General features: G+C 66.0%; 27 protein-coding genes and 1 pseudogene. 17 read left to right on the forward strand and 11 right to left on the reverse strand.

Translation table 11 applies throughout. The features are described 5' to 3' along the window. Positions 1-25 precede the first annotated feature (25 nt). Both AC5Y47_RS14590 and AC5Y47_RS14595 read left to right on the forward strand, forming a co-directional pair. Entirely contained in the window at positions 26-580 is a 555-nt protein-coding gene (locus tag AC5Y47_RS14590) for an MmpS family transport accessory protein (RefSeq protein WP_499944709.1), read from the forward strand. Continuing rightward, positions 577-3507, forward strand: coding sequence for an MMPL/RND family transporter (locus tag AC5Y47_RS14595; RefSeq protein ID WP_499944710.1), 2931 nt, complete (start codon positions 577-579; stop codon positions 3505-3507). Before AC5Y47_RS14590 ends, AC5Y47_RS14595 begins: the two co-directional genes overlap by 4 nt. 64 nt (positions 3508-3571) lie before the next feature. Here the strand turns inward: AC5Y47_RS14595 and AC5Y47_RS14600 are convergent, their stop codons facing one another. The 6 genes from AC5Y47_RS14600 to AC5Y47_RS14625 all read right to left on the reverse strand — a co-directional run bounded on the left by AC5Y47_RS14600 (position 3572) and on the right by AC5Y47_RS14625 (position 6665). After that, entirely contained in the window at positions 3572-3754 is a 183-nt protein-coding gene (locus tag AC5Y47_RS14600; protein WP_499944711.1) for a hypothetical protein, read from the reverse strand. Positions 3755-3768: 14 nt separating this feature from the next. After that, the gene (locus AC5Y47_RS14605) at positions 3769-4092 is read right to left on the reverse strand and encodes a hypothetical protein (protein ID WP_499944712.1); all 324 of its coding nucleotides are present in this window, start codon (positions 4090-4092) and stop codon (positions 3769-3771) included. A 230-nt stretch (positions 4093-4322) separates the two neighbouring features. Beyond that, complete coding sequence (locus AC5Y47_RS14610; protein ID WP_499944713.1) at positions 4323-4559, reverse strand: hypothetical protein; 237 nt, start codon at positions 4557-4559, stop codon at positions 4323-4325. 2 nt (positions 4560-4561) lie between these two features. Beyond that, entirely contained in the window at positions 4562-5011 is a 450-nt protein-coding gene (locus AC5Y47_RS14615; protein ID WP_499944714.1) for a DUF5078 domain-containing protein, read from the reverse strand. A 65-nt stretch (positions 5012-5076) separates the two neighbouring features. Continuing rightward, a complete protein-coding gene (locus tag AC5Y47_RS14620) occupies positions 5077-5985 on the reverse strand; it encodes a crotonase/enoyl-CoA hydratase family protein (protein WP_499944715.1) in 909 nt (302 codons plus the stop codon). Between the two features lie 47 nt (positions 5986-6032). Next, the gene (locus AC5Y47_RS14625) at positions 6033-6665 is read right to left on the reverse strand and encodes a DedA family protein (protein WP_499944716.1); all 633 of its coding nucleotides are present in this window, start codon (positions 6663-6665) and stop codon (positions 6033-6035) included. 125 nt (positions 6666-6790) lie between these two features. Between AC5Y47_RS14625 and AC5Y47_RS14630 the strand changes: the two genes are divergently transcribed. After that, positions 6791-8146 carry a DUF2254 family protein gene (locus AC5Y47_RS14630; protein ID WP_499944717.1) on the forward strand — a complete coding sequence of 452 codons (1356 nt, stop codon included), beginning with the start codon at positions 6791-6793 and terminating at the stop codon, positions 8144-8146. A 2-nt stretch (positions 8147-8148) separates the two neighbouring features. On the opposite strand, the pseudogene AC5Y47_RS14635 reads toward AC5Y47_RS14630, so the two are convergent. Continuing rightward, positions 8149-10170, reverse strand: a pseudogene (locus AC5Y47_RS14635) (prolyl oligopeptidase family serine peptidase); the annotation flags it as partial. Positions 10171-10227: 57 nt separating this feature from the next. On the opposite strand from AC5Y47_RS14635, the gene exaC reads away from it, so the two are divergent. From exaC to AC5Y47_RS14660, 5 genes are all read left to right on the forward strand, one after another. Beyond that, positions 10228-11751, forward strand: coding sequence for an acetaldehyde dehydrogenase ExaC (gene exaC, locus AC5Y47_RS14640; protein ID WP_499944719.1), 1524 nt, complete (start codon positions 10228-10230; stop codon positions 11749-11751). Between the two features lie 85 nt (positions 11752-11836). Further along, the gene (locus tag AC5Y47_RS14645; RefSeq protein ID WP_499944720.1) at positions 11837-12115 is read left to right on the forward strand and encodes a putative holin; all 279 of its coding nucleotides are present in this window, start codon (positions 11837-11839) and stop codon (positions 12113-12115) included. Further along, positions 12108-12680 (forward strand): hypothetical protein, encoded by a 573-nt coding sequence (locus tag AC5Y47_RS14650; RefSeq protein WP_499944721.1) that lies wholly within the window; start codon positions 12108-12110, stop codon positions 12678-12680. The genes AC5Y47_RS14645 and AC5Y47_RS14650 overlap by 8 nt, the downstream gene beginning before the upstream one ends. A 23-nt stretch (positions 12681-12703) precedes the next feature. Next, positions 12704-14113: a dihydrolipoyl dehydrogenase gene (gene lpdA / locus AC5Y47_RS14655; protein ID WP_499944722.1), complete on the forward strand. Its 1410-nt coding sequence runs from the start codon at positions 12704-12706 to the stop codon at positions 14111-14113. Between the two features lie 4 nt (positions 14114-14117). Beyond that, a complete protein-coding gene (locus AC5Y47_RS14660) occupies positions 14118-14399 on the forward strand; it encodes a hypothetical protein (RefSeq protein WP_499944723.1) in 282 nt (93 codons plus the stop codon). Here the strand turns inward: AC5Y47_RS14660 and AC5Y47_RS14665 are convergent. Next, the gene (locus tag AC5Y47_RS14665) at positions 14390-14977 is read right to left on the reverse strand and encodes a carboxymuconolactone decarboxylase family protein (RefSeq protein ID WP_499944724.1); all 588 of its coding nucleotides are present in this window, start codon (positions 14975-14977) and stop codon (positions 14390-14392) included. The two genes, AC5Y47_RS14660 and AC5Y47_RS14665, sit on opposite strands and share 10 nt — an antisense overlap. Next, positions 14974-16401: an acetate metabolism transcriptional regulator RamB gene (gene ramB, locus AC5Y47_RS14670; protein WP_499944725.1), complete on the reverse strand. Its 1428-nt coding sequence runs from the start codon at positions 16399-16401 to the stop codon at positions 14974-14976. The genes AC5Y47_RS14665 and ramB overlap by 4 nt, the downstream gene beginning before the upstream one ends. 140 nt (positions 16402-16541) lie before the next feature. Here ramB and AC5Y47_RS14675 point away from each other — a divergent pair, with 140 nt between their 5' ends. The 3 genes from AC5Y47_RS14675 (at position 16542) to AC5Y47_RS14685 (ending at position 19842) form a co-directional block, all read left to right on the forward strand. Then, positions 16542-17336, forward strand: coding sequence for an acyl-ACP thioesterase domain-containing protein (locus tag AC5Y47_RS14675; RefSeq protein WP_499944726.1), 795 nt, complete (start codon positions 16542-16544; stop codon positions 17334-17336). Positions 17337-17607: 271 nt separating this feature from the next. Beyond that, complete coding sequence (aceA, locus tag AC5Y47_RS14680; RefSeq protein WP_499944727.1) at positions 17608-18894, forward strand: isocitrate lyase; 1287 nt, start codon at positions 17608-17610, stop codon at positions 18892-18894. Positions 18895-18990: 96 nt separating this feature from the next. Next, positions 18991-19842, forward strand: coding sequence for a 3-hydroxybutyryl-CoA dehydrogenase (locus tag AC5Y47_RS14685; RefSeq protein ID WP_499944728.1), 852 nt, complete (start codon positions 18991-18993; stop codon positions 19840-19842). A gap of 13 nt (positions 19843-19855) precedes the next feature. Here the strand turns inward: AC5Y47_RS14685 and pcaA are convergent, their stop codons facing one another. Together pcaA and AC5Y47_RS14695 are read right to left on the reverse strand one after the other, a co-directional pair. Continuing rightward, on the reverse strand, positions 19856-20719 hold the full coding sequence (gene pcaA, locus AC5Y47_RS14690; protein ID WP_499944729.1) for a cyclopropane mycolic acid synthase PcaA: 864 nt from the start codon (positions 20717-20719) through the stop codon (positions 19856-19858). Positions 20720-20869: 150 nt separating this feature from the next. After that, positions 20870-21595, reverse strand: a complete 726-nt coding sequence (locus tag AC5Y47_RS14695; RefSeq protein ID WP_499944730.1) for a TetR/AcrR family transcriptional regulator — start codon at positions 21593-21595, stop codon at positions 20870-20872. A 137-nt stretch (positions 21596-21732) separates the two neighbouring features. On the opposite strand from AC5Y47_RS14695, the gene AC5Y47_RS14700 reads away from it, so the two are divergent. The 6 genes from AC5Y47_RS14700 to deoC all read left to right on the forward strand — a co-directional run bounded on the left by AC5Y47_RS14700 (position 21733) and on the right by deoC (position 25994). Then, positions 21733-23088 (forward strand): DUF445 domain-containing protein, encoded by a 1356-nt coding sequence (locus AC5Y47_RS14700; protein ID WP_499944782.1) that lies wholly within the window; start codon positions 21733-21735, stop codon positions 23086-23088. Between the two features lie 87 nt (positions 23089-23175). Continuing rightward, complete coding sequence (locus AC5Y47_RS14705) at positions 23176-23595, forward strand: helix-turn-helix domain-containing protein (RefSeq protein WP_499944783.1); 420 nt, start codon at positions 23176-23178, stop codon at positions 23593-23595. Between the two features lie 302 nt (positions 23596-23897). Then, positions 23898-24554 carry a heparin-binding hemagglutinin gene (locus AC5Y47_RS14710; RefSeq protein ID WP_499944731.1) on the forward strand — a complete coding sequence of 219 codons (657 nt, stop codon included), beginning with the start codon at positions 23898-23900 and terminating at the stop codon, positions 24552-24554. 82 nt (positions 24555-24636) lie between these two features. Further along, complete coding sequence (locus tag AC5Y47_RS14715; protein ID WP_499944732.1) at positions 24637-24921, forward strand: DUF2516 family protein; 285 nt, start codon at positions 24637-24639, stop codon at positions 24919-24921. A gap of 3 nt (positions 24922-24924) precedes the next feature. Beyond that, the gene (locus AC5Y47_RS14720) at positions 24925-25320 is read left to right on the forward strand and encodes a DUF2599 domain-containing protein (RefSeq protein WP_499944733.1); all 396 of its coding nucleotides are present in this window, start codon (positions 24925-24927) and stop codon (positions 25318-25320) included. Further along, positions 25320-25994, forward strand: coding sequence for a deoxyribose-phosphate aldolase (gene deoC / locus AC5Y47_RS14725; protein WP_499944734.1), 675 nt, complete (start codon positions 25320-25322; stop codon positions 25992-25994). The genes AC5Y47_RS14720 and deoC overlap by 1 nt, the downstream gene beginning before the upstream one ends.

Genomic DNA, 25994 nt, shown 5'->3' on the forward strand with positions numbered 1-25994 from the left:
TCTCACTGATCAGGAAAGCGCGCCCATGACGATGACTGAGCCAAGGACCGAACCGTTGACGACCCCGGACTCTGCCGGCCGCGAGGGTGATCGAGCGACTGACCAGACCAAGCGCAAGGGTCTGTGGAGCCTCGTCACCCGGTTCTGGCTCGTCGTCACCGTGGTGGCCGTCGTCGCGGTATCGGCGTTCGTGGTCCACCGACTGCACGGGGTGTTCGGCGTGCACAGCGGTTCGTTCGGTGGCGGCTCGTCCGGTGACGTCATCGACCAGTTCAACCCCAAGACGATCACCCTCGAGGTCTGGGGTGCACCGGGTAGCACGGCGACTATCAGTTATCTCGACGAAAACTCTCATCCTCAGCAGGCTCTCAATGTGCCCCTACCGTGGAAGACGGAATTGAAGTCAACGAAGCCCGGGATCCCAGCCAACCTGATGGCGCAAGGAAACGGCAGCTGGATCGCTTGCCGGTTCCTGGTCAACAACAACGACGGACGCGGTGACGTCATCAAGGCGCCGAATCGGTCGCGCCCCGAGCAGACGGTGAACGCCTTCGTCTATTGCCTGGACAAGTCCGCGTGAGCGAGACCGCCGAGGCGCCGCCGCGCGTCGACCAGCCGCTCATCCCGCCGTTCCTGCCGCGGATGATCCATCGGCTGGCGCTGCCCATCGTGCTGGTGTGGTTGGGCATAGTCTTTGTCACCAACACCATTGCGCCGCAGTTGGAGGTCGTCTCCAAGAAGCAGTCGGTGTCGCAGAGCCCCCGAGACGCAGAGTCGTTCCAGTCGATGATGCGGGTCGGATCGACGTTCAAAGAGTTCGATTCCGACACCTCGGCGATGATCGTGCTGGAAGGCGACAAACCGCTGGGGCCGGAGGCGCACCGCTACTACGACGAGATCGTCAGGCGAATCCAGGCCGACAAGAAGCACGTCCAGCACGTGCAGGACTTCTGGAGTGATCCGCTGACCGCCGCCGGCTCCCAGAGCCACGACCAGAAGGCCGCGTACGTCCAGGTCTACCTCGCCGGCAACATGGGCGGCGGCCTGTCCGCCGAGTCCTCCGACGCCGTTCGCAAGATCGTGGAGTCGGTGCACGCCCCACCGGGCATCAAGGCCTACGTCACGGGCGCGGGTCCGCTGATCGCCGACCAGTCGCACGCGGGTGAGAAAGGCGTCGCGGTCGTCACCCTGATCACAATTCTGGTCATCATGGTGATGCTGCTGTTCGTCTATCGCTCGGTCGTCACCGTCCTGGCCGTGCTGTTCATGGTCTTCGTCGAATTGCTGGCAGCTCGAGGCGTGGTCGCGGTGCTGGGCAACTACGGGATCATCGGGCTGTCCACGTTCGCCAACAACCTGTTGGTGTTGCTGGCGATCGCCGCCGGGACCGACTACGCGATCTTCGTGGTGGGCCGCTACCACGAGGCCCGCGGCTTGGGTGAGACGCGCGAAGAAGCGTTCTACACCATGTTTCACAGCACCGCCCACGTTGTGCTCGGGTCGGGGCTGACCATCGCCGGCGCGATGTACTGCCTGAGCTTCTGTCGGTTGCCGTACTTCGAGTCACTCGGGGTGCCGTGTGCCGTCGGTATGCTCGTCGCGGTCGTCGCGGCGCTGACGCTGGGCCCGGCGGTGCTGACCGTTGCGTCGTTCTTCAAGCTCCTGGACCCCAAGCGAAAGCTGCAGACCCGCCGCTGGCGCCGGATCGGCACCGCGATCGTGCGCTGGCCCGCACCGGTTTTCGCGGTCACGATCGCGGTCGCCCTGATCGGCCTGCTCGCGCTGCCCGGCTACAAAACGGACTACGACACCCGTCACTACCTACCGTCGGACACCCCGGCCAACATCGGTTACGCCGCCGCCGACCGGCACTTCAACCAGGCTCGGCTCAATCCCGAGCTGCTGATGATCGAAACCGATCACGACCTGCGCAACTCGGCCGACTTCCTCGTCCTGGACAAGGTCGCCAAGGCGGTCTTCCACATCCCCGGTATCGGCCGGGTGCAGACCATCACCCGACCGTTGGGCACGCCGCTGGACCACAGCACCCTCGGTTTTCAGATGGGTGCCCAGGCCGCCGGACGGATTCAGACCCAGCACTTCCAAGACGAGCAGGCGCAAAACCTGCTGAACCAGGCGGACGAGCTGCGCAAGACGATGGCCACGCTGCATGAGCAGATGCAGGTCACTCAGGACCTCAGCAACACGACGCACGAAACCACCAAGCTCACCAAGGAAACGGTCAAGATCACCGAGGCGCTGCGCGACGACATCGCCACGTTCGACGACTTCTTCCGGCCGATTCGCAGCTACTTCTACTGGGAGAAGCACTGCTACGACATCCCGATCTGCTGGGCGCTGCGGTCCATCTTCAATGCGCTGGACGGAATCGACCAGGTGGCGCAGAACATCCTGGCCCTGAGCGCGAATCTGGACAAGCTGGATGCGATTCAGCCCAAGTTGGTGGAGTTGATACCCCCGCAGATCGAGAGCCAGCAGCGCAATCTCGAAACCATCATGTCCAACTATGCGACCACCACGGGCCTCAACGACCAGGCCAGAGCGCAGGCCGACAACGCCACCGCGCAGGGGGATGCATTCGATCAAGCCAAGAACGACGACACGTTCTACCTTCCGCCCGAAGCGTTCCAGAGTCCGGACTTCGAACGGGGTCTCAAACAGTTCATCTCGCCCGACGGGCACGCTGTCCGGTTGATCATCTCGCATGAAGGCGACCCGGCCAGTCCGGAAGGCATCAACCTGATCGAACCGATCAAGCGGGCCGTGCACGAGGCGATCAAGGGCACGCCCTGGGAGGGCGCCAAGGTCTACCTCGGCGGTACCGCCGCGACGTACAAGGACATGCACGACGGGTCCAACATCGATCTGCTGATCGCCGGAATCTCCGCGGCCACCCTGATTTTCGTCATCATGCTGGTGATCACCCGAAGCGTCGTGGCGGCCTTCGTGATCGTCGGCACGGTGTTGCTGTCGCTGGGCGCCTCGTTCGGACTCTCCGTGCTGCTCTGGCAGTACATCCTCGGCATCAAGTTGCACTGGATGGTGCTGGCGATGGCCATCATCCTGCTGCTGGCGGTCGGCTCGGACTACAACCTATTGCTGATATCGCGGTTCAAGGAGGAAATCCACGCCGGACTCAAGACGGGGACGATCCGCGCGATGGCCGGTTCGGGCTCGGTGGTGACCGCCGCGGGGCTGGTGTTCGCCGCCACCATGGCCACGTTCATGTTCAGTCCACTGCGGGTGATGGCTCAGGTGGGTACGACGATCGCGCTGGGTCTGTTGTTCGACACCTTGATCGTGCGGTCGTTCATGACACCGTCGCTGGCCACCTTGCTCGGGCGCTGGTTCTGGTGGCCGCAGCACGTGCGTCCACGCCCGGCCAGCACCATGCTGCGACCGTACGGACCGCGTCGGGCCGTGCGGGAGCTGCTCCTCGAGGACGTTGACGAACATCCACCGGGGGGGCTGGTGGAACGGCGCTGATCGCCGTGCTCGGCAATCAGGCCCGGCGCGGTCAAGTGGGATCTGAGGACGTCACCGACGCCGGCTAACCGCCGCCGCCGCCGCAGCCGTACCACCCGTGCTTCCAGGGTTCCGACCGTCCCGACGCCTCCCAGTCGTCCCGCAGGCGCTGAACCTTTCGCTGGTAGCGCCGGTCCAGGTGCAGCATCAGCCAGACGATACCGATGAACATCGCTGCACCCAGAACGGCGAGCGCGATGAGTGCCATCGGTGGACGGTGGGCTACAAGGCGGCGACGTCGCGCATGATGTCGCGCAGTTCGGACACCGGCGCTCCGCAGGTCAGGCAGTAGGTGTCTGCCTGGCGCGCAAGTTGGCCAACCTGGACCAGGACTTCGGCCTCGGCACGCCAAAGGCAAGCGATGCAAAGAATTTCGACGATATTGCCAAACGGATCGACCTGCGGGTGGTTACATTGGTCTACCGCGTGGCGGTGAACGATGTAGGCGGCTCGGTTGGTGCATCCGGACTCCGCCTGGCAGGTGATGGTCTGCCAGTCGAGGGACGCAAGCGTGCCAGGGATCTCGTTGCCAGTAGTTTGGCTCATGCGATGACCTCCAGCTTCCGGACCGCAGTCACATCCGTCACTCGCACGTCGGCGGATTTTGGCTGGGCCGGAGTGTCCATTATGGGTACCTTTGGCCCGTCGCGGCAAGGGTAGGCCGACGGTATTTCTCCGCGTTCCCTTAGTTTTCCACCTCAAGGAAACCGTACTTTTATGACGATTTCAAGGGTTCCCGTGGGGAAGAGGTTTCAAACTTGCCGAGTTTGGAATTCTCAGGGCTGATTCACGCAGAACGCCACGCACATCGCCGAGACGGGGATGGACACCCACTGCAGTTGCCCGTCCGGCTGTCGCTCGCAGTAGATCGGGCCCGGTTTACCCCAGACCTTCGCGCCTTCCGGCGAGCAGGTTTTTCCCAGGTCGCTGTCGGCGTGCGCCGCCCCACTACCGAAGAAGAGGATCATCGGGGCTATCGCCGCCGCCATGGCCAATCCGACGTAACGGCGCACGACTATCCCGCCCAGTTCCAGACCGACATGTCACCGCGCGGGTATTGGTCGCACACCTCGGTGCCCTTGGCAACCACACCCTTGTTGTTGAAGAAGATCTTCATGTGGTTGACCCAGGCGAAGGTCAACGGGTCGCCGTTGTAGAAGTTCTCCGAGTAGTCCCTGCGCTCTGCCGGCGACAGCGAGTAGAACCAGTGCGCCTTGTTGATGGTCGCTTCCTGAAGGTTCGCGTGATTGTTGAAGTCGATCATGTACCGCTGGTAGTACACCGGGCTGGTGTCGCGGACGGCCGCGAGGTACTGCTCGGCGTCGCAGGTGGTCGCGATCTGTCTGCGCGGGATCGGGAAGTCTTCGGTGGAGTCGGCGGCGGCGGTCGCGGGGAACATCGCGCCGGCCAGGCCGAGAAGCAGAGCGAGAGCGCCTGTGCGCAGGCTGTTATGGAGCCGAGACATATTGATAACCGTAGCACTTTCCGGGCTTCCGAGAACGATCGGCCGAAAATCTGTAGCCCATCTCACTACCCGTTGCGATCAGGAATTATCACGTGCAACGGATCCGGCCGCAGCTCCGGCGGAGCCTGGCTGTAGTCGCCGAACGGACCGTCCCGGCGCTCCACCGCGGCCCGTGGCCCCTCGGTTTGGGCGATGCGGATGAACTCCAGCGCGTCCGGGGTGTTGCGCATCAGCCCGTCGAGTATCCCGCCGAGCAGTTGGGTGGACGCCAGGCCCATGTTCTCGTAGGCCTGGTTGACCATCAGCTTCTGCGCCCGCAGCTGCGACAACGGGATCCGGGCCAGTTCGGCGGCGATCTCGGCGACCCGGGCTTCGAGTCGCTCGAACGGCACCGCCTCGTTGATCAACTCGACCTCGGCGGCCTGCACGCCGGTCAGCGGCCGGCCGGTCAACGCGTGCCATTTCGCCCTGGCCAAGCCCAGCCGGTACATCCACATGCCGGTCAGATAGGCCCCCCAGATCCGGCTGTAGGGGGTGCCGATCACGGCGTCCTCACTGGCGATCACGATGTCGGCGCACAACGCGTAGTCACTGCCCCCGCCCACGCACCAGCCGTGGACCTGCGCGATCACCGGTTTGGTGGCCCGCCAGATCGACATGAACTTCTGGTGCGGGCCCGTCGCCGCGGTCACCATCGCGAAATCCTTGCCCGGATCCCACCGGCCGTCGCTGTCCATGTGGTCCGCCCAGTGCCGGAAACCGCCGCCGAAGTCGTACCCGGCACAGAACGCCCGGCCGGCGCCGCGCAACACGACGACCTTGACGTCGTGGTCGTGTTCGGCCCGCCGGATTGCCGCCTCGATCTCGTCGGGCATGGGCGGGACGATGGTGTTGAGTTGCTCGGGGCGATTCAGCGTGATCGTGGCCACCGGCCCGGCCGTGTCGTACAAGAGCGTTTCGAACTCGGGAGTCATAGCGCGAAGCGAAGCCGGTGCCCGACTCGGGTGTCAAGCGCCGCCGGTCAGCACTCGGCGGCCGCCCGGGACCGGCGCCGGACCAACCACCCGACCAGCACCGCGACACCGACCAGGGCACCGGCTGCCAGCAGGTATTTCTCGTAACGCTGGAATCCCGCGTACAGCGCGCCGATGTGGTTGCCGGCCAGGTATCCGGCCAGCACCCAGACCACGACCCACACCGCGGACCCCAGGGCGTTGTAGGCCAGATAGCGCTGCCACCGCATCCGCGCGAGGCCGGCGGCGATCCCACTGGCCTGGCGCAGGCCGTCGACGAATCGGCCGAGCGGCACCACGATCTGGCCCCGCCGCTCGAAGAAGCGTTCGGTCTTGGCCAGCCGATCCTTGGTGAGGAACACATAGCGACCGAAGCGCAGCACCAGTTCGCGACCCCCGTAGCGGCCGATCGCGTAGCCGGCGTTGTCGCCGACGACGGCGGCCAGGAATCCCGCGAGCAGTACCAGAGCCAGGTTCAAATGACCGACACCGGCGTACATACCCGCCACCACCAGGATGATCTGTCCCGGCAGCGGAATGCCGACGCCTTCCAACCCGACCAGGACGATCACGGCGGCGTACCCGAACTTGTCCAGCGTTGGGGCAAGCGACTGGAGGGCTCCCGGGAGCTGCGCGGACATGAGTCCCAGGGTGCCCAAACTGACCCGGCGCTAGACGTCGTGCAGATCACGCCGCACGGTTCGGGGCACTCGCAACCGGGTATCTGCCAGATCAGCGTGTCCTGCGCGGACAGGGGTGATGAGCGTTGATACGCCGAAATTCTCAGACAAAGCGTCCCAGGCGCGAGAGCGGACTGCGCCGGGCACTGCACGAGTTTCTCGGCGTCCCGCTGGCCATAATCGCCGCGTTCATCGCGATCGCCATCGCCACCAGCGTGCTCGACGGCGACGACACCACCTGGTTGCAACCCGTCAAGCACCTGCTGTCGAAGCTGGCGCCGCCGCAGGAGAACCAGTCGATGCTGCGCACCGTGGCACCGGGGATGCTCACGTTGATGACCATCACGTTCGTCCTGTTGCTCACCTTGGTCCAGCGCATGTCCGACGTGTTCACCTGGGTGGTGGTCGAGCAGTTCCTGAGCCGGCGCGTCAACCAGACCTTCTTCGGCTATTTCGCCGGACTGTCGGCGTTCTACGTCGTCGTCCTGGCGCTCGTCGACCCCGATCAAGCGGTGTTCAGCACGGTGACCGCGCTGGTGCTCAGCGTGCTGGCGTTGGCCGGGCTGGTCGTGTTCGGCTACCTGGTGCTCGACCAGCTGCGTCCGCCGTCAGTGGTGGAGCGCATCGTGCAGATCACCATCGCCACCCGCGACCGCCAGCTCGAGTGGCTGCGGCGGGTACGGGACAAGCCACAGCTCGCGCATCTACCGGCTACCACCGTCCGTTCGCAGTGCACCGGGTACCTGGTGGACATCGACCTGAAACTGCTCGACCGCGCGCTGCGTGATGTCCCGGGCGAGGCGGAGATCGAACTCAACGCCAAGCTGGGCACGCACATGGTGGCCGGCACCCTGTTGGCGACGGTGCGCGGCGAAGACGCGGCCGAACGGGAACGCTTGGCACGCGCCGTGCTGGACGCGATGTGCTGTGGCCGGGAGCGGCAACTCGACCGCGAACCGTCCTACGGGGTGCACCAGCTGTCCAGCATGGGCTGGGGCGCCGCCACCCAGCGGGACTCCGAGGCGGCTTTGGTGACCGTCGACGGACTGCACGCCCTGCTGGCCCACTGGGCGCAGGAGTCCGACCCGCCGGTCGACGACCAGGTGCCGGTGGTGTACACCTACGACACGATCTGCGAGGTGCTCAAGGCGTTGTCGAGCATCGCCGTCGGCGCCATCGAGGGCGGCCAACACCAGACCTGCGCCCAGGTGCTGAACGTGTTCGCGATGGCCATCCCGACGTTGTCCGCCGATCACCAGCGCACGGCGACACGACACGTACGCAACACGTTGATGACGGCTGCCCAGCACCCGCGCACCGCCGAACTCGAACATGCGATGACCGAGCTACGACAGGCGTTGGGGGACAACGGTCATTGCGAGCTGGCCGCCGAACTCGATCGCGTCGCCGCCGAACTGGACCGCCCACTGTCGAAGCGCTGAGGCGCGCCCAGGGTTCGCCACAGGAACGAGTACGTCAGCGCCTGCTTGAAGGCGAGCTGCTCGTTGTCGGCGGCGCCGCCGTGGCCGCCCTCGATGTTCTCGTAGTACCAGACCCGGTGACCGGCGGCTTCCAGGGCGGCGGTCATCTTGCGGGCATGTCCGGGGTGGACCCGGTCATCGCGCGTCGAGGTGGTCATCAGGATCGGCGGGTACTCGCGGTCGGCCGAAATGTTCTGGTACGGCGAGTATTCGGAGATGAACGCCCAGTCGTCGGGGTTGTCCGGGTCGCCGTATTCGGCTACCCAGGAGGCGCCGGCCAGCAGCAGGTGATACCGCTTCATGTCCAGCAACGGCACGCTGCACACCAGCGCCCCGACCTTCTGCGGGTACTTGGTCAGCATGATCCCCATCAGCAGACCGCCGTTGCTGCCGCCCTGGGCGCCGAGTTGCCCGACGGTGGTGACGCCGCGTGCCACCAGATCGTCGGCGACCGCGGCGAAATCCTCGGCCACCTTGTGCCGGCCCTCGCGCATCGCCTGGGTGTGCCAGCCCGGCCCGTATTCGCCGCCGCCGCGGATGTTCGCCAGCACGTAGGTGCCGCCGCGGGCCAGCCACAGCCGGCCCAGGACGCCGCTGTAGCCCGGGGTGTTCGCGGTCTCGAAGCCTCCGTAGCCGTACAGCAGGGTGGGGCCCGGACCGTCGGCTTCGGCGGGTCGCACCAGGAAGTAGGGGATCGGCGTCCCATCCTCGGATGTCGCGAAATGCTGTGATACTGAGAGGTTTTCGGCGTCGAAGAAGGACGGCGCGGACTTGATCGGTTCGAGGCCGGCCGGGCCGGTGCCGCGAAGTAGCCGGGACGGCGTGTCGAAACCGCTGGAGTCGAGGAAGAATTCGTCGCCGGTGTCGTCGGCCGCGACGATCACGGTGTTGGTCGACGCCGGGATGCCGGCGATCGATTCGCGCTGCCAGCTAGCCGGCGTGACGATCTCGACGCGGCTGGCCACGTCGGCCAGCGAGACGATCAGCAGCCGGTCCCGCGTCCAGGCGTAGTGGTACAGGCAGGTGTGTTCGTCGGGCTCGAAAACGACAGCCAATTCCCTTGCGCCGCTTAAGAATTCGTCATAGTTGGCGGCCAGCAGCGAGCCGGCGCGATAGGTGGAGTCACCGATCGTCCAGTCGGAACGCAGCTCGATCAGCAACCACTCGCGGTGCACCGACATGCTGCTGGCGTCGCTGGGCACCTCGATCGGGATCAGCTCGGTGCCCCGCAGCTCATAACGCTGCCGATTCCAGAAGTCCAGGGAGCGGCCGACGAAGGTGCGCACGAAACCCGGGGTGCGATCGGTGGAGCCGCCGACGCTGACGTCGCTGCGGGCTCCTTCGTAGACGGTTTCGGCGTCGGTCAACGGGGTGCCACGGCGCCAGCGCTTGACGATGCGCGGATAGCCGGACTCGGTCATCGAATCGGGGCCGAAGTCGGTGCCCACCAGCACGGTGTCCGGGTCGTCCCAGTCGATCTGCGACTTCGCCTCCGGCAGTTCGAACCCGTCGGGCACGAATTCGCGGGTCAGCATGTCGAATTCCCGCACCACGACCGCGTCCGAACCTCCCGGGGAGAGGCTGACCAGGGCGCGGGTGAGCTCGGGTTCGATCACGTTGGCGCCGGCCCACACCCAGTTCCGGCCGTCGGCGCGGCCGAGGGCGTCGACGTCGATGAGCACGTCCCAGTCCGGGGAATCGCTGCGGTAACTCTCCAGCGTGGTGCGTCGCCACAAACCGCGCGGATTGGTCGCGTCGCGCCAGAAGTCGTAGAGGAACTCACCGCGGCGACGCACATACGGGATGCGGGCGTCGGTGTCGAGCACCTCCAGCGCCTCGGCGCGCATCGCCTCGAAGTCGCCGGTGCAGAACTGCGCCGTGGTGGGCTCGTTGCGCGCCCGCACCCAGTCCAGCGCCGTCTCGCCGGTGACGTCCTCCAGCCACAGGTACGGGTCCTCAGAAGCTTCAGCTGCCATGACGGCCATTGTGTCCCCAGCGGTAGTGTGAGCCGTATTACATGAACCAAAAGAGGAGCCGAACAGATGACTGTCTTCGCACGTCCGGGTGCTGCCGATGCGCTGATGTCATTCGAATCGAGGTACGGGAACTTCATCGGCGGCGAATGGGTTGCGCCGGCCGCCGGCCGGTACTTCGAGAACCCGACGCCGGTCACCGGCCAGGCGTTCTGTGAGATCCCGCGGTCCGACGAGACCGACGTCGAGAAGGCGCTGGACGCCGCGCACGCCGCGGCGCCCGCCTGGGGAAAGACTGCCCCCGCCGAGCGGGCCGCGATCCTGAACAAGATCGCCGACCGCATCGACGAGAACACCGAGGCGCTGGCGGTGGCCGAGGTGTGGGACAACGGCAAACCCATCCGCGAGACGCTGGGAGCCGACATTCCGTTGGCCGGGGACCACTTCCGGTATTTCGCCGCGGCCATCCGCGCCCAGGAGGGCGCGCTGTCCCAGATCGACGAGGACACGGTCGCCTACCACTTCCACGAACCGCTCGGCGTCGTCGGCCAGATCATCCCGTGGAACTTCCCCATCCTGATGGGCGCCTGGAAGCTGGCTCCGGCGCTGGCGGCCGGCAACGCGATCGTGCTCAAGCCCGCCGAACAGACCCCGGCCTCGATCCTGTACCTGATGTCGCTGATCGGTGACCTGTTGCCGCCCGGGGTGGTCAACATCGTCAACGGCTTCGGCACCGAGGCCGGCAAGCCGCTGGCCTCCAGCAACCGGATCGCCAAGGTCGCGTTCACCGGTGAGACCAGCACCGGGCGGCTGATCATGCAGTACGCCAGCCAGAACCTGATCCCGGTCACCCTGGAACTCGGCGGCAAGAGTCCCAACATCTTCTTCTCCGACGTGATGGCCGCCAACGACGACTTCCAGGACAAGGCGCTGGAAGGGTTCACGATGTTCGCGCTCAACCAGGGCGAGGTGTGCACCTGCCCGTCGCGCAGCCTGATCCAGTCCGACATCCACGACGAGTTCCTGGAACTCGCGGCGATCCGCACCAAGGCCGTCCGGCAGGGCGATCCGCTGGACACCGAGACCATGCTGGGTTCGCAGGCCTCCAACGATCAGCTGGAAAAGATCCTGTCCTACATCGACATCGGCAAGGACGAGGGCGCCCGCGTGGTCACCGGCGGTGAGCGCGCGGAGCTGGGCGGGGACCTGTCCGGTGGCTTCTACGTGCAGCCGACGATCTTCAGCGGCAACAACAAGATGCGGGTCTTCCAGGAGGAGATCTTCGGGCCTGTCGTCGCCGTGACGCCGTTCGACACCTACGAGGACGCGATGGGCATCGCCAACGACACGTTGTACGGGTTGGGCGCGGGAGTGTGGAGCCGCGACGGCAACACCGCCTACCGCGCCGGGCGCGAGATCAAGGCCGGCCGGGTGTGGGTCAACTGCTATCACGTGTATCCGCCGCACTCGGCGTTCGGCGGCTACAAGCAGTCCGGCTTCGGCCGCGAAGGACACAAGATGGCGCTCGAGCACTACCAGCAGACCAAGAACCTGTTGGTGTCCTACTCCGACCAGGCGATGGGCTTCTTCTGACGGACAGTTCGAGGCCATCTTGTGATCGGTGACGCGCCGGGAAGGTACCCGGTCGCGCGGCGGTGAGTCAGTAAGGTCGTACACCGTGATTCCCCTTCCGCGGGCGTGGTTGTTGGCCGGCGGCATGCTCGCCGGGATTGCGGTCGGGCAACTGCTTGCCGTGGCATCCCGCGTGCTGATCGACGTCCGGATCCGACCGGACGTCGCGATCGCGCTGGTGGTCGGGATTCCCAGCGTGATCGGGCTGTCGGTGATCCTGTTCTCCGGACGGCGCTGGGTGACCATGGCCGGGGCGGCGATCCTGGCGTTGGCGCCCGGCTGGTTCGGGATGCTCGTCGCTCTGCAGGTGGTGTCCAGTGGCTAGCTCGAAGGTCGAGCAGGAGCTCGAATCCGGCCCGGGGACCGAGGCTTTCGTGCCGGACTTCGACGACGGCGAGCCCTCGGTGCCGTTCGTGCCGGACTTCGACACCGACTCCCAGGCATTCGTGGCATTGGCGGGCCTCGACGAGGCGGAGCCGGAACCGGAGGCGGAGCCGGAGGCACCAGACGACCCCGAAGACGAGCCCGACGTCTCGCCGGGACCGGTTGCCGTCCCCGGCCGCTATGTCTACCTGAAGTGGTGGAAGCTGGTCCTGGTGCTGTCCGGAGTGTGGTCGATCGCCGCGGTGTTCGGCCTCAGCTTGTACTACTGGTGGTATCACGACCTGGACAAGACGCCGTCGATGTTCGTGGTGTTCGGTTACGTGGTGGTGTGCACGGTCGCCGGCCTGATCCTGGCGATGGTGGAGTCCAAACCGTTGATCGCCGCGCTGTCGATCGCGGTGCTGTCGGCGCCGTTCGCCTCGGTCACCGCGGTAGCCCCGCTCTACGGCTACTTCTACTGCGAGCAGGTGGCGACCCCGTGTCTGATGGGCGTGGTGCCCGAATAACCTGCCACCGTTAGGGTGAACTGGTGACTTCCCACTATGACGTCGTCGTTCTCGGAGCAGGTCCCGGCGGGTACGTAGCAGCCATCCGTGCCGCGCAGCTCGGTCTGAAAACCGCCATCGTCGAGCCGAAGTACTGGGGCGGTGTCTGCCTCAACGTCGGCTGCATCCCGTCGAAGGCGTTGCTGCGCAACGCCGAACTGGCCCACATCTTCACCAAGGAAGCCAAGGTGTTCGGCATCAGCGGTGAAGCCACCTTCGACTTCGGCGTCGCCTATGACCGCAGCCGCAAGGTCGCCGAGGGCCGGGTCGCCGGCGTGCACTACCTGATGAAGAAGAACAAGATCACCGAGATCCACGGCTACGGAAAGTTCACCGACGCCAACACGCTGCAGGTCGAACTCAACGACGACGGGGGCACCCAAGAGGTCACCTTCGACAACGCCATCATCGCCACCGGCGCCAGCACCCGACTGGTGCCCGGTACGTCGCTGTCGGAGAACGTCGTCACCTACGAGAAGCTGATCCTGACCCGCGAACTGCCGTCCTCGATCATCATCGCCGGCGCCGGTGCCATCGGCATGGAGTTCGGCTACGTGCTGAAGAACTACGGTGTGGACGTCACCATCGTGGAGTTCCTGCCGCGCGCGCTGCCCAACGAGGACGCCGACGCCTCCAAGGAGATCGAGAAGGCGTTCAAGAAACTGGGCGTCAAGATCCTCACCGGCACCAAGGTCGAATCCATAGATGACAGCGGGTCCAGCGAAGGTGGCGTCACCGTCACCGTCAGCAAGGACGGCAAGTCCGACGAACTCAAGGCCGAAAAAGTGTTGCAGGCCATCGGGTTTGCGCCCAACGTCGAAGGCTACGGCCTGGACAAGGCCGGCGTCGAACTCACCGACCGCAAAGCCATCGGCATCACCGACTACATGCAGACATCCACCCCGCACATCTACGCCATCGGCGACGTCACCGGCAAACTGCAACTGGCGCACGTCGCCGAGGCCCAGGGCGTCGTGGCAGCCGAAACTATCGGCGGCGCAGAGACTTTGGCGCTGGGCGACTACCGGATGATGCCGCGCGCCACGTTCTGCCAGCCCAACGTCGCCAGCTTCGGCCTCACCGAGGAACAGGCCCGCGACGAGGGCTACGACGTGGTGGTGGCCAAGTTCCCGTTCACCGCCAACGCCAAGGCGCACGGCGTGGGCGACCCCAGCGGGTTCGTCAAGCTGATCGCCGACGCCAGGTACGGCGAACTCATCGGCGGGCACCTGGTCGGTCACGACGTGTCCGAGTTGCTGCCCGAACTGACCCTGGCGCAGAAGTGGGACCTGACCGCCAACGAGCTGGCCCGCAACGTCCACACCCACCCGACCATGTCCGAAGCGCTGCAGGAGTGCTTCCACGGGCTGGTCGGTCACATGATCAACTTCTGACGGCATGGCGACCCGGACCTCCGAGACGATCGTCGGCGCCGTCGGTGGTGTGCTGGCGGGCTACATCCTGTGGCTGGCCGCCATCGCCGTCGGAGATGATTTCACGACGGTGAGCAGGTGGAGCGTCTTGGTGCTGCTGGGGTCCGGCGCGCTGGTGGCCGGCGGGGTGCTCGGCGGACTGGCGATGCGCTGGCGTCGCAAGCACGGTTGGGCGGCGTTCGCGTTCGGGCTGCCGATTCTCCCGCTGGTGCTGTCGCTGGCCGTGCTGGCCAACATCTATCTGTGATCGGCCGGGTTGTCCAACGGGATTCCGAGCGCGGTGATCGTCGCGGCCAGTCCGTCGTAATGCGTTGCCAGCATGCAGAATTCGATCAGCCGCGGCCGGTTCAGGTGCGCCGCGAGCTGCTGCCACGTCTCGGCGCCGATGGTCCGGTCCTTGATCAACTCGTCGGTCGCGTTCAACAGCGCCTGCTGACGCGCACTGAGCACCCTGCGCGGCCCGTCGCTGGCCGGCGGGTCCGGCCAGGCGAAGATCGCGGCCTGCGTCTGGGCGTCCAGTCCGGCCTGGCGGGCCAGTCTGCGATGGTGCTGTAGCTCGTATTCGCAGGACCGCAGATGCGCGACCCGCAGGATCACCAGTTCGGTGTCGATCGTGGGCAGCCGTCCCCGCAGGATCCGGGCGCCGTAGAGCAGCCACGTCCAGAACAGCGACTGCCGGTAGCCCAGGGTGGTGAACAGATGCATCTCCGGTGCGCGGACAGTACGCGCGCCCAGTTTGGCCAGCACCCAGTTGACCGGGCCCAGTTGCCGGAACCGGCCGGGCGGGATCCGCACGACCGCACCCCCGCTCTGGTTGCCGGTCATGCGTGCCGCACCAGGTAGGGCGACACCGTGCTGCGGTGCTCGTCGAGATCCAGCGCGCGTCCCAGGGCGGGGAACGCCCGCTGCGGGCAGTCGTCGCGTTCGCAGACTCGGCAACCCGCGCCGATCGGCGTCGCGGTGCTCTTCGGGTCCCCGGACAAATCGAGTCCTTCCGAATAGACGAGTCGGTGCGCGTGGCGAAGCTCGCAACCCAGGCCGATCGCGAAGGTTTTGCCGGGCTGACCATACCGGGCCGCGCGCCGCTCCACGGTGCGGGCCACCCAGAGATAGTTGCGGCCGTCGGGCATCTGGGCGATCTGGACCAGGATCTTGCCCGGGTTGGCGAAGGTCTCGTAGACGTTCCACAACGGGCAGGTGCCGCCGGTCGAGGAGAAGTGAAAACCCGTGGCGGACTGACGTTTTGACATGTTGCCGGCGCGATCCACCCGGACGAACGAGAGCGGCACGCCCCGCATCGAGGGCCGCTGCAGCGTGGAGAGCCGGTGCGCGATGGTCTCGTAACTCACCGAATAGAACGCTGACAACCGTTCGACGTCGTACCGGAAATTCTCGGCGACGTCGTGAAATTGGCGGTAGGGCAGCACCGTCGCCGCGGCGAAGTAGTTGGCCAGCCCGAGCCGGGCCAGGGTGCGTGACTCGTCGCTGGTGAACTTGCCCGCTTCGACCAGGCTGTCGATCAGGTCCCCGAACTCGAGGTAGGCCAACTCGGCGGCCATCTTGAACACCTGCTGGCCCGCCGCCAGATGGTTGCTGAACTCCAGCGTCTTGGTGGCGGGGTCGTAGCGGTGCAGCACGTTCTCACCCAGATCGATACGCCGGGTGATGTGCACGCCGTGCACCTCGGTGAGCCGACGGGTCAGCTCGCGGGCCAGATCGGCCTGGTGCATCCGCATCTTGGCGGTCAGGTCCTCGGCCGCGGTGTCGAGTTCGTGCAGATAGTTCTGGCGTTGGTAGAAGTAGTCGCGCACCTCTTCGTGCGGCATGGTGATGGATCCGCTGCCGCTGCTGCCGTCGAAGTAACGCTCCTCGGTGGCGGCGGCCAGTTGGGCGGTGGTGAGTCGGTAGCGCTGATGCAGGTTGACGATCGCGCGGGCCAGGCCCGGGTGCGCGTTGACCATCTCGGCGACCTCGGTGGGGTCGACGTCGATGTCCAGGTCGCGGTCCAGTGTCACCTCCCGCAGTTCGGCGACCAGGCGGGTGGCGTCCTGCGAGGCGAAGAACGTCGCGTCCACCCCGAACATCTCGGTGATCCGCAGCAGCACCGCCACCGTGAGCGGACGCACGTCGTGTTCGATCTGGTTGAGATAGCTCGGCGAGATGTCCAGCATCTGGGCCAGCGCGGCCTGGCTGAATCCACGCTCGTTGCGCAGCTGCCGGACCCGGGCGCCGACAAACGTCTTGGACACCCACGGGAGCCTACGCCTGGTTGCGAAGAGGGGCTTGGCAAAGTTTGCAGGTTGGTGTTTGCGCGAGGCCATTGGCATGATTCGCTTCGGCCTTGCCGGGTAAACCCGGAAGGCGCCGACGGATTAGGGGAGTTGCCGCCGTGAGTTTGGACAAACAGTTGATGCCGGTGCCGGACGGCCACCCCGACGTCTTCGACCGCGAATGGCCGCTGCGGGTGGGTGACATCGACCGCACCGGTCGGCTGCGGCTGGATGCCGCCTGCCGGCACATCCAGGACATCGGTCAGGACCAGCTACGGGAGATGGGCTTCGAGGAAACCCATCCGCTGTGGATCGTACGGCGCACCATGGTCGACCTGATCCGGCCCATCGAGTTCCAGGACATGCTGCGCTGCCGGCGCTGGTGCTCGGGGTCCTCCAACCGCTGGTGTGAGATGCGGGTCCGGGTCGACGGCCGCAGGGGCGGGCTGATCGAGTCCGAGGCGTTCTGGATCCACGTGAACAAGGAAACCGAGATGCCGGCCCGGATCTCCGACGACTTCCTGGCCGGTCTGCACAAGACCACGTCGGTGGACCGACTCCGCTGGAAGGGTTACCTCAAGCCGGGCAGCCGCGACGACGCCGTCGAGATCCACGAATTCCCGGTCCGGGTCACCGACATCGACCTGTTCGACCACATGAACAACTCGGTCTACTGGAGCGTGGTCGAGGACTACCTGTTCACCCACTCCGAGCTCCTGAACGGCCCGCTGCGGGTGACCATCGAACACGAGGCCCCGGTCGCGCTGGGCGACAAGCTGGAGATCATCTCGCACGTGCATCCGGCCGGATCCACCGAGAAATTCGGTCCCGGCCTGTCCGACCGCACTGTTACAACGCTCACATATGCCGTCGGTGACGAGACGAAAGCCGTCGCCGCGCTGTTCGCTCTCTAACAGTACGAGCGTTCTGTTAAATTACCGTTGACCTGCAGTTCTTGTTACTGCCCGGTAGCTTCTGAACCGGTTCAGTAGATTTGCGGCTTCGCAGACTTCACAAAATGACCGGAAGTCATAGCCGAAATTTGCAAGTGAAATGGGTGGACCTGCAGGAATTCGCTGTGTCAAGGTCGTGTTAGCACACAAGTGAAGTTGGGTCCCGGGCGTCCGGTCGGACGGAGCGGTGGGCCATCAGCAATCAGTAGTAACACCGGTAAGGAGCTGTCCAATGTCTGAAGTTGGCACCCCCAAGAGCGCTGAAGCAATCCAGCACGACTGGGACCACAACCCCCGCTGGAAGGGCGTCGAGCGCACCTACACCCCCCAGGACGTCGTCGCGCTCCAGGGCCACGTCGTCGAGGAACACACCCTGGCCCGCCGCGGCGCGGAGGTGTTGTGGGAGCAGCTGCACGAGATGGACTTCGTCAACGCGCTGGGCGCGCTGACCGGCAACATGGCCGTCCAGCAGGTCCGCGCCGGGCTGAAGGCGATCTACCTGTCCGGTTGGCAGGTCGCCGGCGACGCCAACCTGTCCGGCCACACCTACCCCGACCAGAGCCTGTACCCGGCCAACTCGGTGCCGCAGGTGGTGCGTCGCATCAACAACGCGCTGCTGCGCGCCGACGAGATCGCCAAGGTCGAGGGCGACCGCTCCGTGCAGAACTGGCTGGCGCCGATCGTCGCCGACGGTGAAGCCGGCTTCGGTGGTGCGCTCAACGTCTACGAGCTGCAGAAGGCGATGATCGCCGCCGGTGTCGCCGGTTCGCACTGGGAAGACCAGCTGGCCTCGGAGAAGAAGTGCGGCCACCTCGGCGGCAAGGTGCTCATCCCCACCCAGCAGCACATCCGCACCCTGACCTCGGCCCGGCTGGCTGCCGACGTCGCCGGTGTGCCGACCGTGGTCATCGCGCGTACCGACGCCGAGGCCGCCACGCTGATCACCTCCGACGTCGACGAGCGGGACCGTCCGTTCATCACCGGTGAGCGCACCAACGAGGGCTTTTACCGGGTCAAGAACGGCCTGGAGCCGTGCATCGCCCGCGCCAAGGCCTACGCGCCGTACTCCGACCTGATCTGGATGGAGACCGGCACGCCGGACCTCGAGCTGGCCAAGAAGTTCGCCGAGGGCGTCAAGAGCGAGTTCCCCGACCAGATGCTGGCCTACAACTGCTCGCCGTCGTTCAACTGGCGCAAGCACCTCGACGACGACACGATCGCCAAGTTCCAGAAGGAGCTCGGTGCGATGGGCTTCAAGTTCCAGTTCATCACGCTGGCCGGCTTCCACGCCTTGAACTACTCGATGTTCGATCTGGCCCACGGCTACGCCCGCAACCAGATGAGCGCCTACGTGGAGCTGCAGGAGCGTGAGTTCGCCGCCGAGAGCCGTGGCTACACCGCCACCAAGCACCAGCGCGAGGTGGGTGCGGGTTACTTCGACCGCATCGCCACCACGGTGGACCCGACCTCGTCGACCACCGCGCTCGCGGGCTCGACCGAAGAGGGTCAGTTCCACTGAGTTAGGTTGAGTTAGTCTGCCGAGCAGACGCAAAAGCACCCTTTTGCGGCGCAAAAGTGGTGCTTTTGCGTCTGTTCGCGGTTAGAAGGAGGCACTGTGATCGAGCGAGTCGGGGTTGTCGGGGCCGGCCAAATGGGTTCCGGGATTGCCGAGGTGTCGTTGCGCGCCGGTGTGGGTGTGACGGTGTTCGAGACCACCGAGGCGCTGGTCACCGCGGGCCGCAACCGCATCGTCAAGTCGCTCGAGCGCGGCGTCAGTGCGGGCAAGATCACCGAGCGCGAGCGCGACCGCGCGCTGGGTCTGTTGAGCTTCACCACCGACCTCGCCGACCTGGCCGACCGGCAGTTGGTGATCGAAGCCGTCGTCGAGGACGAGAAAGTGAAGGGCCAGATCTTCGCCGAGCTGGACCGGGTGATCACCGATCCCGACGCCGTGCTGGCCTCCAACACCTCGAGCATTCCGATCATGAAGATCGCCGCGGCCACCCAGAACCCGCAACGGGTGCTCGGGTTGCACTTCTTCAACCCGGTCCCGGTGCTGCCGCTGGTCGAGTTGGTGAGCACGCTGGTCACCGACCAGGCCGCCGCCGAGCGCGTCGAGGAGTTTGCCAGCGGCGTGCTGGGCAAGCAGGTGGTGCGCTGCTCGGACCGTTCCGGTTTCGTGGTGAACGCGCTGCTGGTGCCTTACCTGCTGTCCGCGATCCGGATGGTGGAGGCGGGATTCGCGACGGTCGAAGACGTCGACAAAGCCGTGGTGGCCGGGCTTTCGCACCCGATGGGCCCGCTGAAGCTGTCCGATCTCGTCGGCTTGGACACCCTCAAGCTGATCGCGGACAAGCTCTACGAGGAGTTCAAGGAGCCGCACTACGGGCCGCCGCCGCTGTTGCTGCGGATGGTGGAAGCGGGTTTGCTGGGTAAGAAGTCCGGGCAGGGTTTCTACAAGTACTGAGACAACCCAGGGTTTACTTCTGCAGGGTGAACTGGTCGACGTCGGTGTAGCCCTGCCGGAAGAGCTTCGCGCAACCCGTCAGGTACTTCATGTAGCGGTTGTAGACCTTCTCCGACTGGATCGCGATCGCCTTCTCCCGCTGGGCTTCCAGTGCCGTCGCCCACGTCTCCAGGGTCCGCGCGTAGTGCAGCTGCAGCGACTGGATCCGTGTCGTGGTGAACCCCGCGGCGCCGGCATGTTCCTCGACCACCGGAACCGTGGGCAGATCACCGCCGGGGAAGATCTCGGCCAGGATGAACTGGCTGAAGTGCACGATTTCGTGGGTCAACGGCAGCCCCTTGGCCCGGGCCTCGCGCATCGTCGGCCGCACGATGGTGTGCAGCAGCATGATGCCGTCGCTGGGCAGCACCTCGTTTGCCATCTTGAAGAACCGCGGGTAGCGCTGGCGCCCGAAGTGCTCGAACGCGCCGATCGAGACGATCCTGTCGACGGGCTCGTGGAACTTCTCCCACCCCTCGAGCAGCACCCGCCTGGTGCGGGGCGTGTCCAGCTCGTCGAACTTCTTCTGGACGTGGATGGCCTGGTTCTCCGACAACGTCAAGCCGACGACGTTGACGTCGTATTTCTCGATCGCCCGTCGCATGGTGGCGCCCCAGCCGCAACCGATGTCCAGCAGCGTCATACCGGGCTCGAGGTTCAGCTTGCCCAGGGCGAGGTCGATCTTGGCGTACTGAGCCTCTTCCAGCGTCATGTCGTCCCGCTCGAAATAGGCGCAGCTGTACGTCTGGGTGGGGTCCAGGAAAAGCCGGAAGAAGTCGTCGGAGAGGTCGTAGTGCGCTTGCACGTTGCCGAAATGCGGCGTGAGCTGCACGGCCATAAACGAAGTGCCTTTCTGTTATCGGGGCGGTGCCAGGCACGACTTCCCGATGTATTCCCTGCATGTTAGCCGCTGTCGACACCCCCAGTCGCCCTCATCCTTGAGCCGACGGGGCGACGCGGGGGTCGCAAAGTCCCCCCAGGCGCGTACCTAACCCGGGTTCGAGCTCTGTTTGAGCTGCTCCCAGGCGGGCACGATCGGCGACGGATGCGCCTGTTCGCGGAACTTGTCGAGCGATCCGCCCGCCTCCACGATCCCGCACAGCGCGCTCCAGCTCAACATCGTCAGGTAGTCGATCAGCTCGTCGCTGCTCATCCGCGGGTCCGACATCCAGGAGTGGGTCGCCAGTTGCACCCCTCCGACGATCAGATACGCCCACGGCTCCACCCCGCCGGTGTCCATGCCTGCCTCGCGCATGCGCCGGCGCAGCATCACCGCGATCATGCGGGCGATGATCCGCTCGGAGTCGGCGATCACCTTGCTCTTGCTGCCCGAGCTGTTGGCCATCACGAACCCGTACGGCTCGGGTTCGGCGGCCATGGTCTCGACGTACACGCGGATCACCTCGCGCGTCAGCTCATAGCCGTCCAGATTCGACGACAGCGCCGCGGCCATGTTCGGAATCAGGGTGGTCTGCGCAAAGCGCATCATCACGGCCGTCGTCAGGTCGTTCTTGTCGACGAAGTAGCGGTACAGCACCGTCTTGGAGACCCCGATTTCGGCGGCGATCTCGTCCATGCTCAGAAAGCGGCTCTGTCGGCGAATCGCCTCGATCGTCCCGTCGACGAGCTCATTGCGGCGCTCCACCTTGTGCTGGTGCCACCGCCGCTTGCGACCGTCGGTCTTTGCGGTGCGAGCCGGAATATGCTGTGCCACTGTCGCCGGATCCCATTCGTCTAGTCGCATCGATACTACGGCTTGGTGGGGTCGGTCTGGTGGACGTGCCGGAGTGCGTGAGTGCTTCCGACCAGTGTGGGTAACACTAACCGGTGGTCGCGATGACAGATGATGGTGTGGTGGCACACAGAGTTGACGGTCCGGGCGCAGGCGGGAACGCGCGGCCGACCGAGGGCCGGCCGAACCGCACGTCGTTCGCCGAGTCGTTCGCCGGGGCCGATGCGCAGGCCGACGCCGAACGACGCACCGCGCTGCGCCGGATGAAGGCCGTCGCGTTGGGCTTCCTGCTCGGCGCCACGGTGGTGTTCCTGCTCTGCCGGTGGGCCAATGCGCACGGGACCGCGCCGCAGTGGGTCGGCTACGTCGGGGCGGCAGCCGAGGCGGGCATGGTGGGCGCGCTCGCGGACTGGTTCGCGGTGACGGCCTTGTTCAAGCACCCGCTGGGCATCCCCATTCCGCACACCGCGATCATCAAGCGCAAAAAAGACCAGCTCGGGGAGGGTCTGGGCACCTTCGTGCGGGAGAACTTCCTGTCGGCGGAGGTCGTGGAGAACAAGCTGCGCGACGCGCAGGTGCCGAGCCGGCTCGGCAAATGGCTGGCCGAACCCGCGCACGCGCAGCGGGTGGCGGCCGAGACGGCGACCGTGCTGCGGGTGCTGGTGGAACTGCTGCGTGACGACGACGTGCAGCAGGTGATCGACCGGATGATCGTGCGCCGTATCGCCGAACCGCAGTGGGGTCCACCGGTGGGCCGGGTGCTGCAGACGCTGCTGGCCGAGAACCGTCAGGAAGCGCTGATCCAGTTGTTGGCCGACCGGGCGTTCCAGTGGTCGCTGAACGCCGGGGTGGTGATCCAGCGGGTGGTCGAGCGCGATTCGCCGACCTGGTCGCCGCGGTTCGTCGACCATCTGGTCGGCGACCGTATCCACCGCGAGTTGATGGACTTCACCGACAAGGTGCGCCGCAGCCCCGACCACGAGCTGCGCCGGTCGGCCACCCGCTTCCTGTTCGAGTTCGCCGACGACCTGCAGAACGATCCGGACACCATCGCGCGGGCCGACGCCGTCAAAGAGCAACTGATGGCCCGTGAAGAGGTCGCCAATGCGGCGGCATCGGCCTGGCGGACCCTCAAACGACTGGTGCTCGAGGGCGTCGACGACCCGTCCAGCGCATTGCGTGGCCGCGTCGCCGACGCGGTAATCCGCATCGGGGAGTCGCTGCGCGACGATGCGGAGCTGCGCGACAAGGTCGACAACTGGATGGTGCGTGCCGCCCAGCATCTGGTTTCTCAATATGGGGTAGAGATCACAGCGATCATTACCGAGACGATCGAGCGTTGGGACGCCGAGGAGGCGAGCCGGCGCATCGAGCTGCATGTGGGGCGTGACCTGCAGTTTATCCGGATCAACGGGACGGTGGTCGGTGCTCTGGCGGGCCTGGTGATCTACACCGCGGCGCAGTTGCTGTTCTGACCGGGTGCTAGCAAGCGCTTGCAATTGCAAGCACTTCTCCGTAGCCTGGCAGGGGTAAGCGATCAAACCGACGCAAGGAGTGAAGTGGTGCCGCCGGAGGAGAAGTTGGGCAGCAAGGTGTCCACCAAAGCCTCCGATGTGGCCTCGGATATCGGTAGCTTCATCAGGTCGCAGCGCGAGACGGCGCAGTTCTCGATGCGCCAGCTCGCCGAGCGTTCGGGTGTCAGCAACCCCTACCTGAGCCAGGTCGAACGGGGATTGCGCAAGCCGTCCGCCGACGTCCTGGCCCAGATTGCCAAGGCGCTGCGCGTTTCCGCCTGGGTGCTCTACGAACGCGCCGGCATGCTCGACGCGAGCGAGACCAGCCAGGTACGGGACACGATCATCGCCGACACGGCGATAACCGAGCGTCAGAAGCAGGTTCTGTTGGACGTCTACGCGTCCTTCCTTCAGCAGAACGAGGCTAACCGTGAGGAGTGTCCGATCGAACCCGACAGAGAAGACTGACCAGCCCGTAGGGCCGACTCCCCGGCTTGTCGCCTCGGCAGTGACGTCCGCGACAGTTGTAAATCAACGGCCGTTCGGGTAACCAAAACGAAGGGGAAACCGTCGTTTCAAGTTTGCTGGCCACGCCGGGCAACTGAACCCGGTTCCCACCGACCCGACTATCCAGGAGGTTTCCGGCAAGTCGCGTGACCGACGTCAATCCGCGGGTCTTGACAACTCCGCCCCCCAGGAGCCGCCTCTTGCGCCTACTTCCACACCGTGAGAAATAACCCCTATATCGAAATCAATGAAAGGAACAACCAATGGCTGAGAACACCAACAACATCGAAGATCTCCGGGCCCCGCTGCTTGCCGCGCTCGGTGCTGCCGACCTGGCCCTCGCCACGGTCAACGACCTGCTCGCCAACCTGCGCGACCGCGCCGAGGAGACCCGCAGCAACCTGCGTGAGCGCGCCGAGGAGACCCGCACCGACACCCGCAGCCGGGTCGAGGAGAGCCGCGCTCGCCTGACCAACCTGCGCGAGGACCTGCCCGAGCAGATCGGTGAGCTGCGCGAGCGCTTCACCACCGAGGAGCTGCGCAAGGCCGCCGAGGGCTACCTCGAGGCCGCCACCTCCCGCTACAACGAGCTGGTGGAGCGCGGCGAGTCCGCCCTGCAGCGGCTGCGCAGCCAGTCGGCGTTCGAGGACGCCTCCGCTCGCGCCGAGGGCTACGTGGACCAGGCCGTCGAGCTGACTCAGGAAGCCCTGGGCACCGTTGCCTCGCAGACCCGCGCGGTCGGCGAGCGCGCCGCCAAGCTGGTCGGCATCGAGCTGCCCAAGAAGGCCGACGCCGCTGCCGCTCCGGCCAAGAAGGCCGCGCCGGCTCCGGCTGCCAAGAAGGCTCCCGCCAAGAAGGCCGCTGCGGCCAAGAAGGCGCCCGCCAAGAAGGCTCCGGCCAAGAAGGTCACCCAGAAGTAGCCTCACCAACTCGACTCCGAGTCGCTGTCCGTCAGCGGCTCGGAGTCGACGTTTCTGCGGCGTCCCGCATAGGGTGGTGGGCGTGCAAGTTGTCGGTACGGTCATGTGGGTCTTGTGGATCGCCGTCGTCGTGACGACGGTCTACGCATTGGTCAACGCTTCGCTCCAACGGTCGGACGCGTACATGGCAGCAGACAAGCAAACCAAGCCTGTTTGGCTGGCAATCTTGGCGGGCGCGCTGGCGCTCTCGGTACTTCTGTACGGCGTGCTGGGCGTGATGGCACTTGCGATCACGGCAGTGGCAACCGGCGTGTACCTGGTCGACGTGCGGCCCAGGTTGCTTGAGGTGCAGGGCAAGTCCCGCTAGCGAATGAAGCCGCTGATCTGTGCGCTGGCGGCGGCGCTGCTGTCGCTGCTGGGGGCGGTGCCCGCGGCTGCCGACCCGGCGTACGTCGACCACACCGAATGGGTTTTCTGGGGCGCAGGGCCGAGCTTGCGGGTCTACCCGACCCCGACGGCCCGCGCCGTCGCCCGGGAACAGGGGACCGCGGCGGCGGCCGACGCGGCCTGGGCGGAGGTGCTGGCCCGGTCGCCGGAGGCTGACACCCCCGGCATGCGGGCACAATTCGTCTGCCACTGGCAATTCGCCGAACTCGCCCAACCCGGCAAGACCAGCTGGAACCTGGAACCGTGGCGGCCCGTCGTAGACGACGCCGGAATGGTCGCGTCCGCCTGCAACCCGGGCGGCCGGGAGGAGCCGTTCTAGTGCCCGACCAACTCACTCGCCGCCAGCTGGCCGCACTCGTCGACCACACGCTGCTCAAACCGGAAGCCACCCCCGCCGAGGTGACCGCGCTGGTCGCCGAGGGCGCCGAACTCGGCGTCTACGCGGTCTGCGTGTCACCGCCGATGGTGCCGACCGCCCTGGCCGCCGGCGGGGTGCGGGTCGCCGCCGTCGCCGGCTTTCCGTCGGGCAAGCATCTGCCCGAGGTCAAGGCGCAGGAAGCAGCCGCGGCCGTCGCCGCCGGCGCCACCGAGATCGACATGGTCATCGACGTCGGCGCCGCGCTGACCGGTGACTTCGACGCGGTGCGCTCGGACATCGCGACGGTGCGCGCCGCGACGGATGGTGCGGTGCTCAAGGTGATCGTGGAGTCGGCCGTGCTGCTCGACCGGGCAGGCGAGCAGACGTTGAGCGAGGTCTGCCGCGCCGCGCGCCAGGCCGGCGCCGACTTCGTCAAGACGTCCACCGGGTTTCACCCGGCGGGCGGCGCGACGGTGCGTGCGGTGGAGGTGATGGCCGCGACGGTCGGCGGCCGGCTGGGCGTCAAGGCCAGCGGCGGCATCCGCACCACCGGCGACGCGATCGCGATGCTCGACGCCGGCGCCACCCGGCTGGGGCTGTCCGGTACCCGGGCGGTGCTGGACGGTCTGCGCTAA

It is taken from the genome of Mycobacterium sp. NGS22 (assembly GCF_059813095.1).

Coding starts and splice junctions, on each gene's coding strand:
- AC5Y47_RS14590 (WP_499944709.1), top strand. CDS start 26: ATGACGATGACTGAGCCAAGGACCGAACCGTTGACGACCCCGGACTCT.
- AC5Y47_RS14600 (WP_499944711.1), bottom strand. CDS start 3,754: ATGGCACTCATCGCGCTCGCCGTTCTGGGTGCAGCGATGTTCATCGGT.
- AC5Y47_RS14605 (WP_499944712.1), bottom strand. CDS start 4,092: ATGAGCCAAACTACTGGCAACGAGATCCCTGGCACGCTTGCGTCCCTC.
- AC5Y47_RS14615 (WP_499944714.1), bottom strand. CDS start 5,011: ATGTCTCGGCTCCATAACAGCCTGCGCACAGGCGCTCTCGCTCTGCTT.
- AC5Y47_RS14620 (WP_499944715.1), bottom strand. CDS start 5,985: ATGACTCCCGAGTTCGAAACGCTCTTGTACGACACGGCCGGGCCGGTG.
- AC5Y47_RS14625 (WP_499944716.1), bottom strand. CDS start 6,665: ATGTCCGCGCAGCTCCCGGGAGCCCTCCAGTCGCTTGCCCCAACGCTG.
- exaC (WP_499944719.1), top strand. CDS start 10,228: ATGACTGTCTTCGCACGTCCGGGTGCTGCCGATGCGCTGATGTCATTC.
- AC5Y47_RS14660 (WP_499944723.1), top strand. CDS start 14,118: ATGGCGACCCGGACCTCCGAGACGATCGTCGGCGCCGTCGGTGGTGTG.
- AC5Y47_RS14665 (WP_499944724.1), bottom strand. CDS start 14,977: ATGACCGGCAACCAGAGCGGGGGTGCGGTCGTGCGGATCCCGCCCGGC.
- aceA (WP_499944727.1), top strand. CDS start 17,608: ATGTCTGAAGTTGGCACCCCCAAGAGCGCTGAAGCAATCCAGCACGAC.
- pcaA (WP_499944729.1), bottom strand. CDS start 20,719: ATGGCCGTGCAGCTCACGCCGCATTTCGGCAACGTGCAAGCGCACTAC.
- AC5Y47_RS14710 (WP_499944731.1), top strand. CDS start 23,898: ATGGCTGAGAACACCAACAACATCGAAGATCTCCGGGCCCCGCTGCTT.
- AC5Y47_RS14720 (WP_499944733.1), top strand. CDS start 24,925: ATGAAGCCGCTGATCTGTGCGCTGGCGGCGGCGCTGCTGTCGCTGCTG.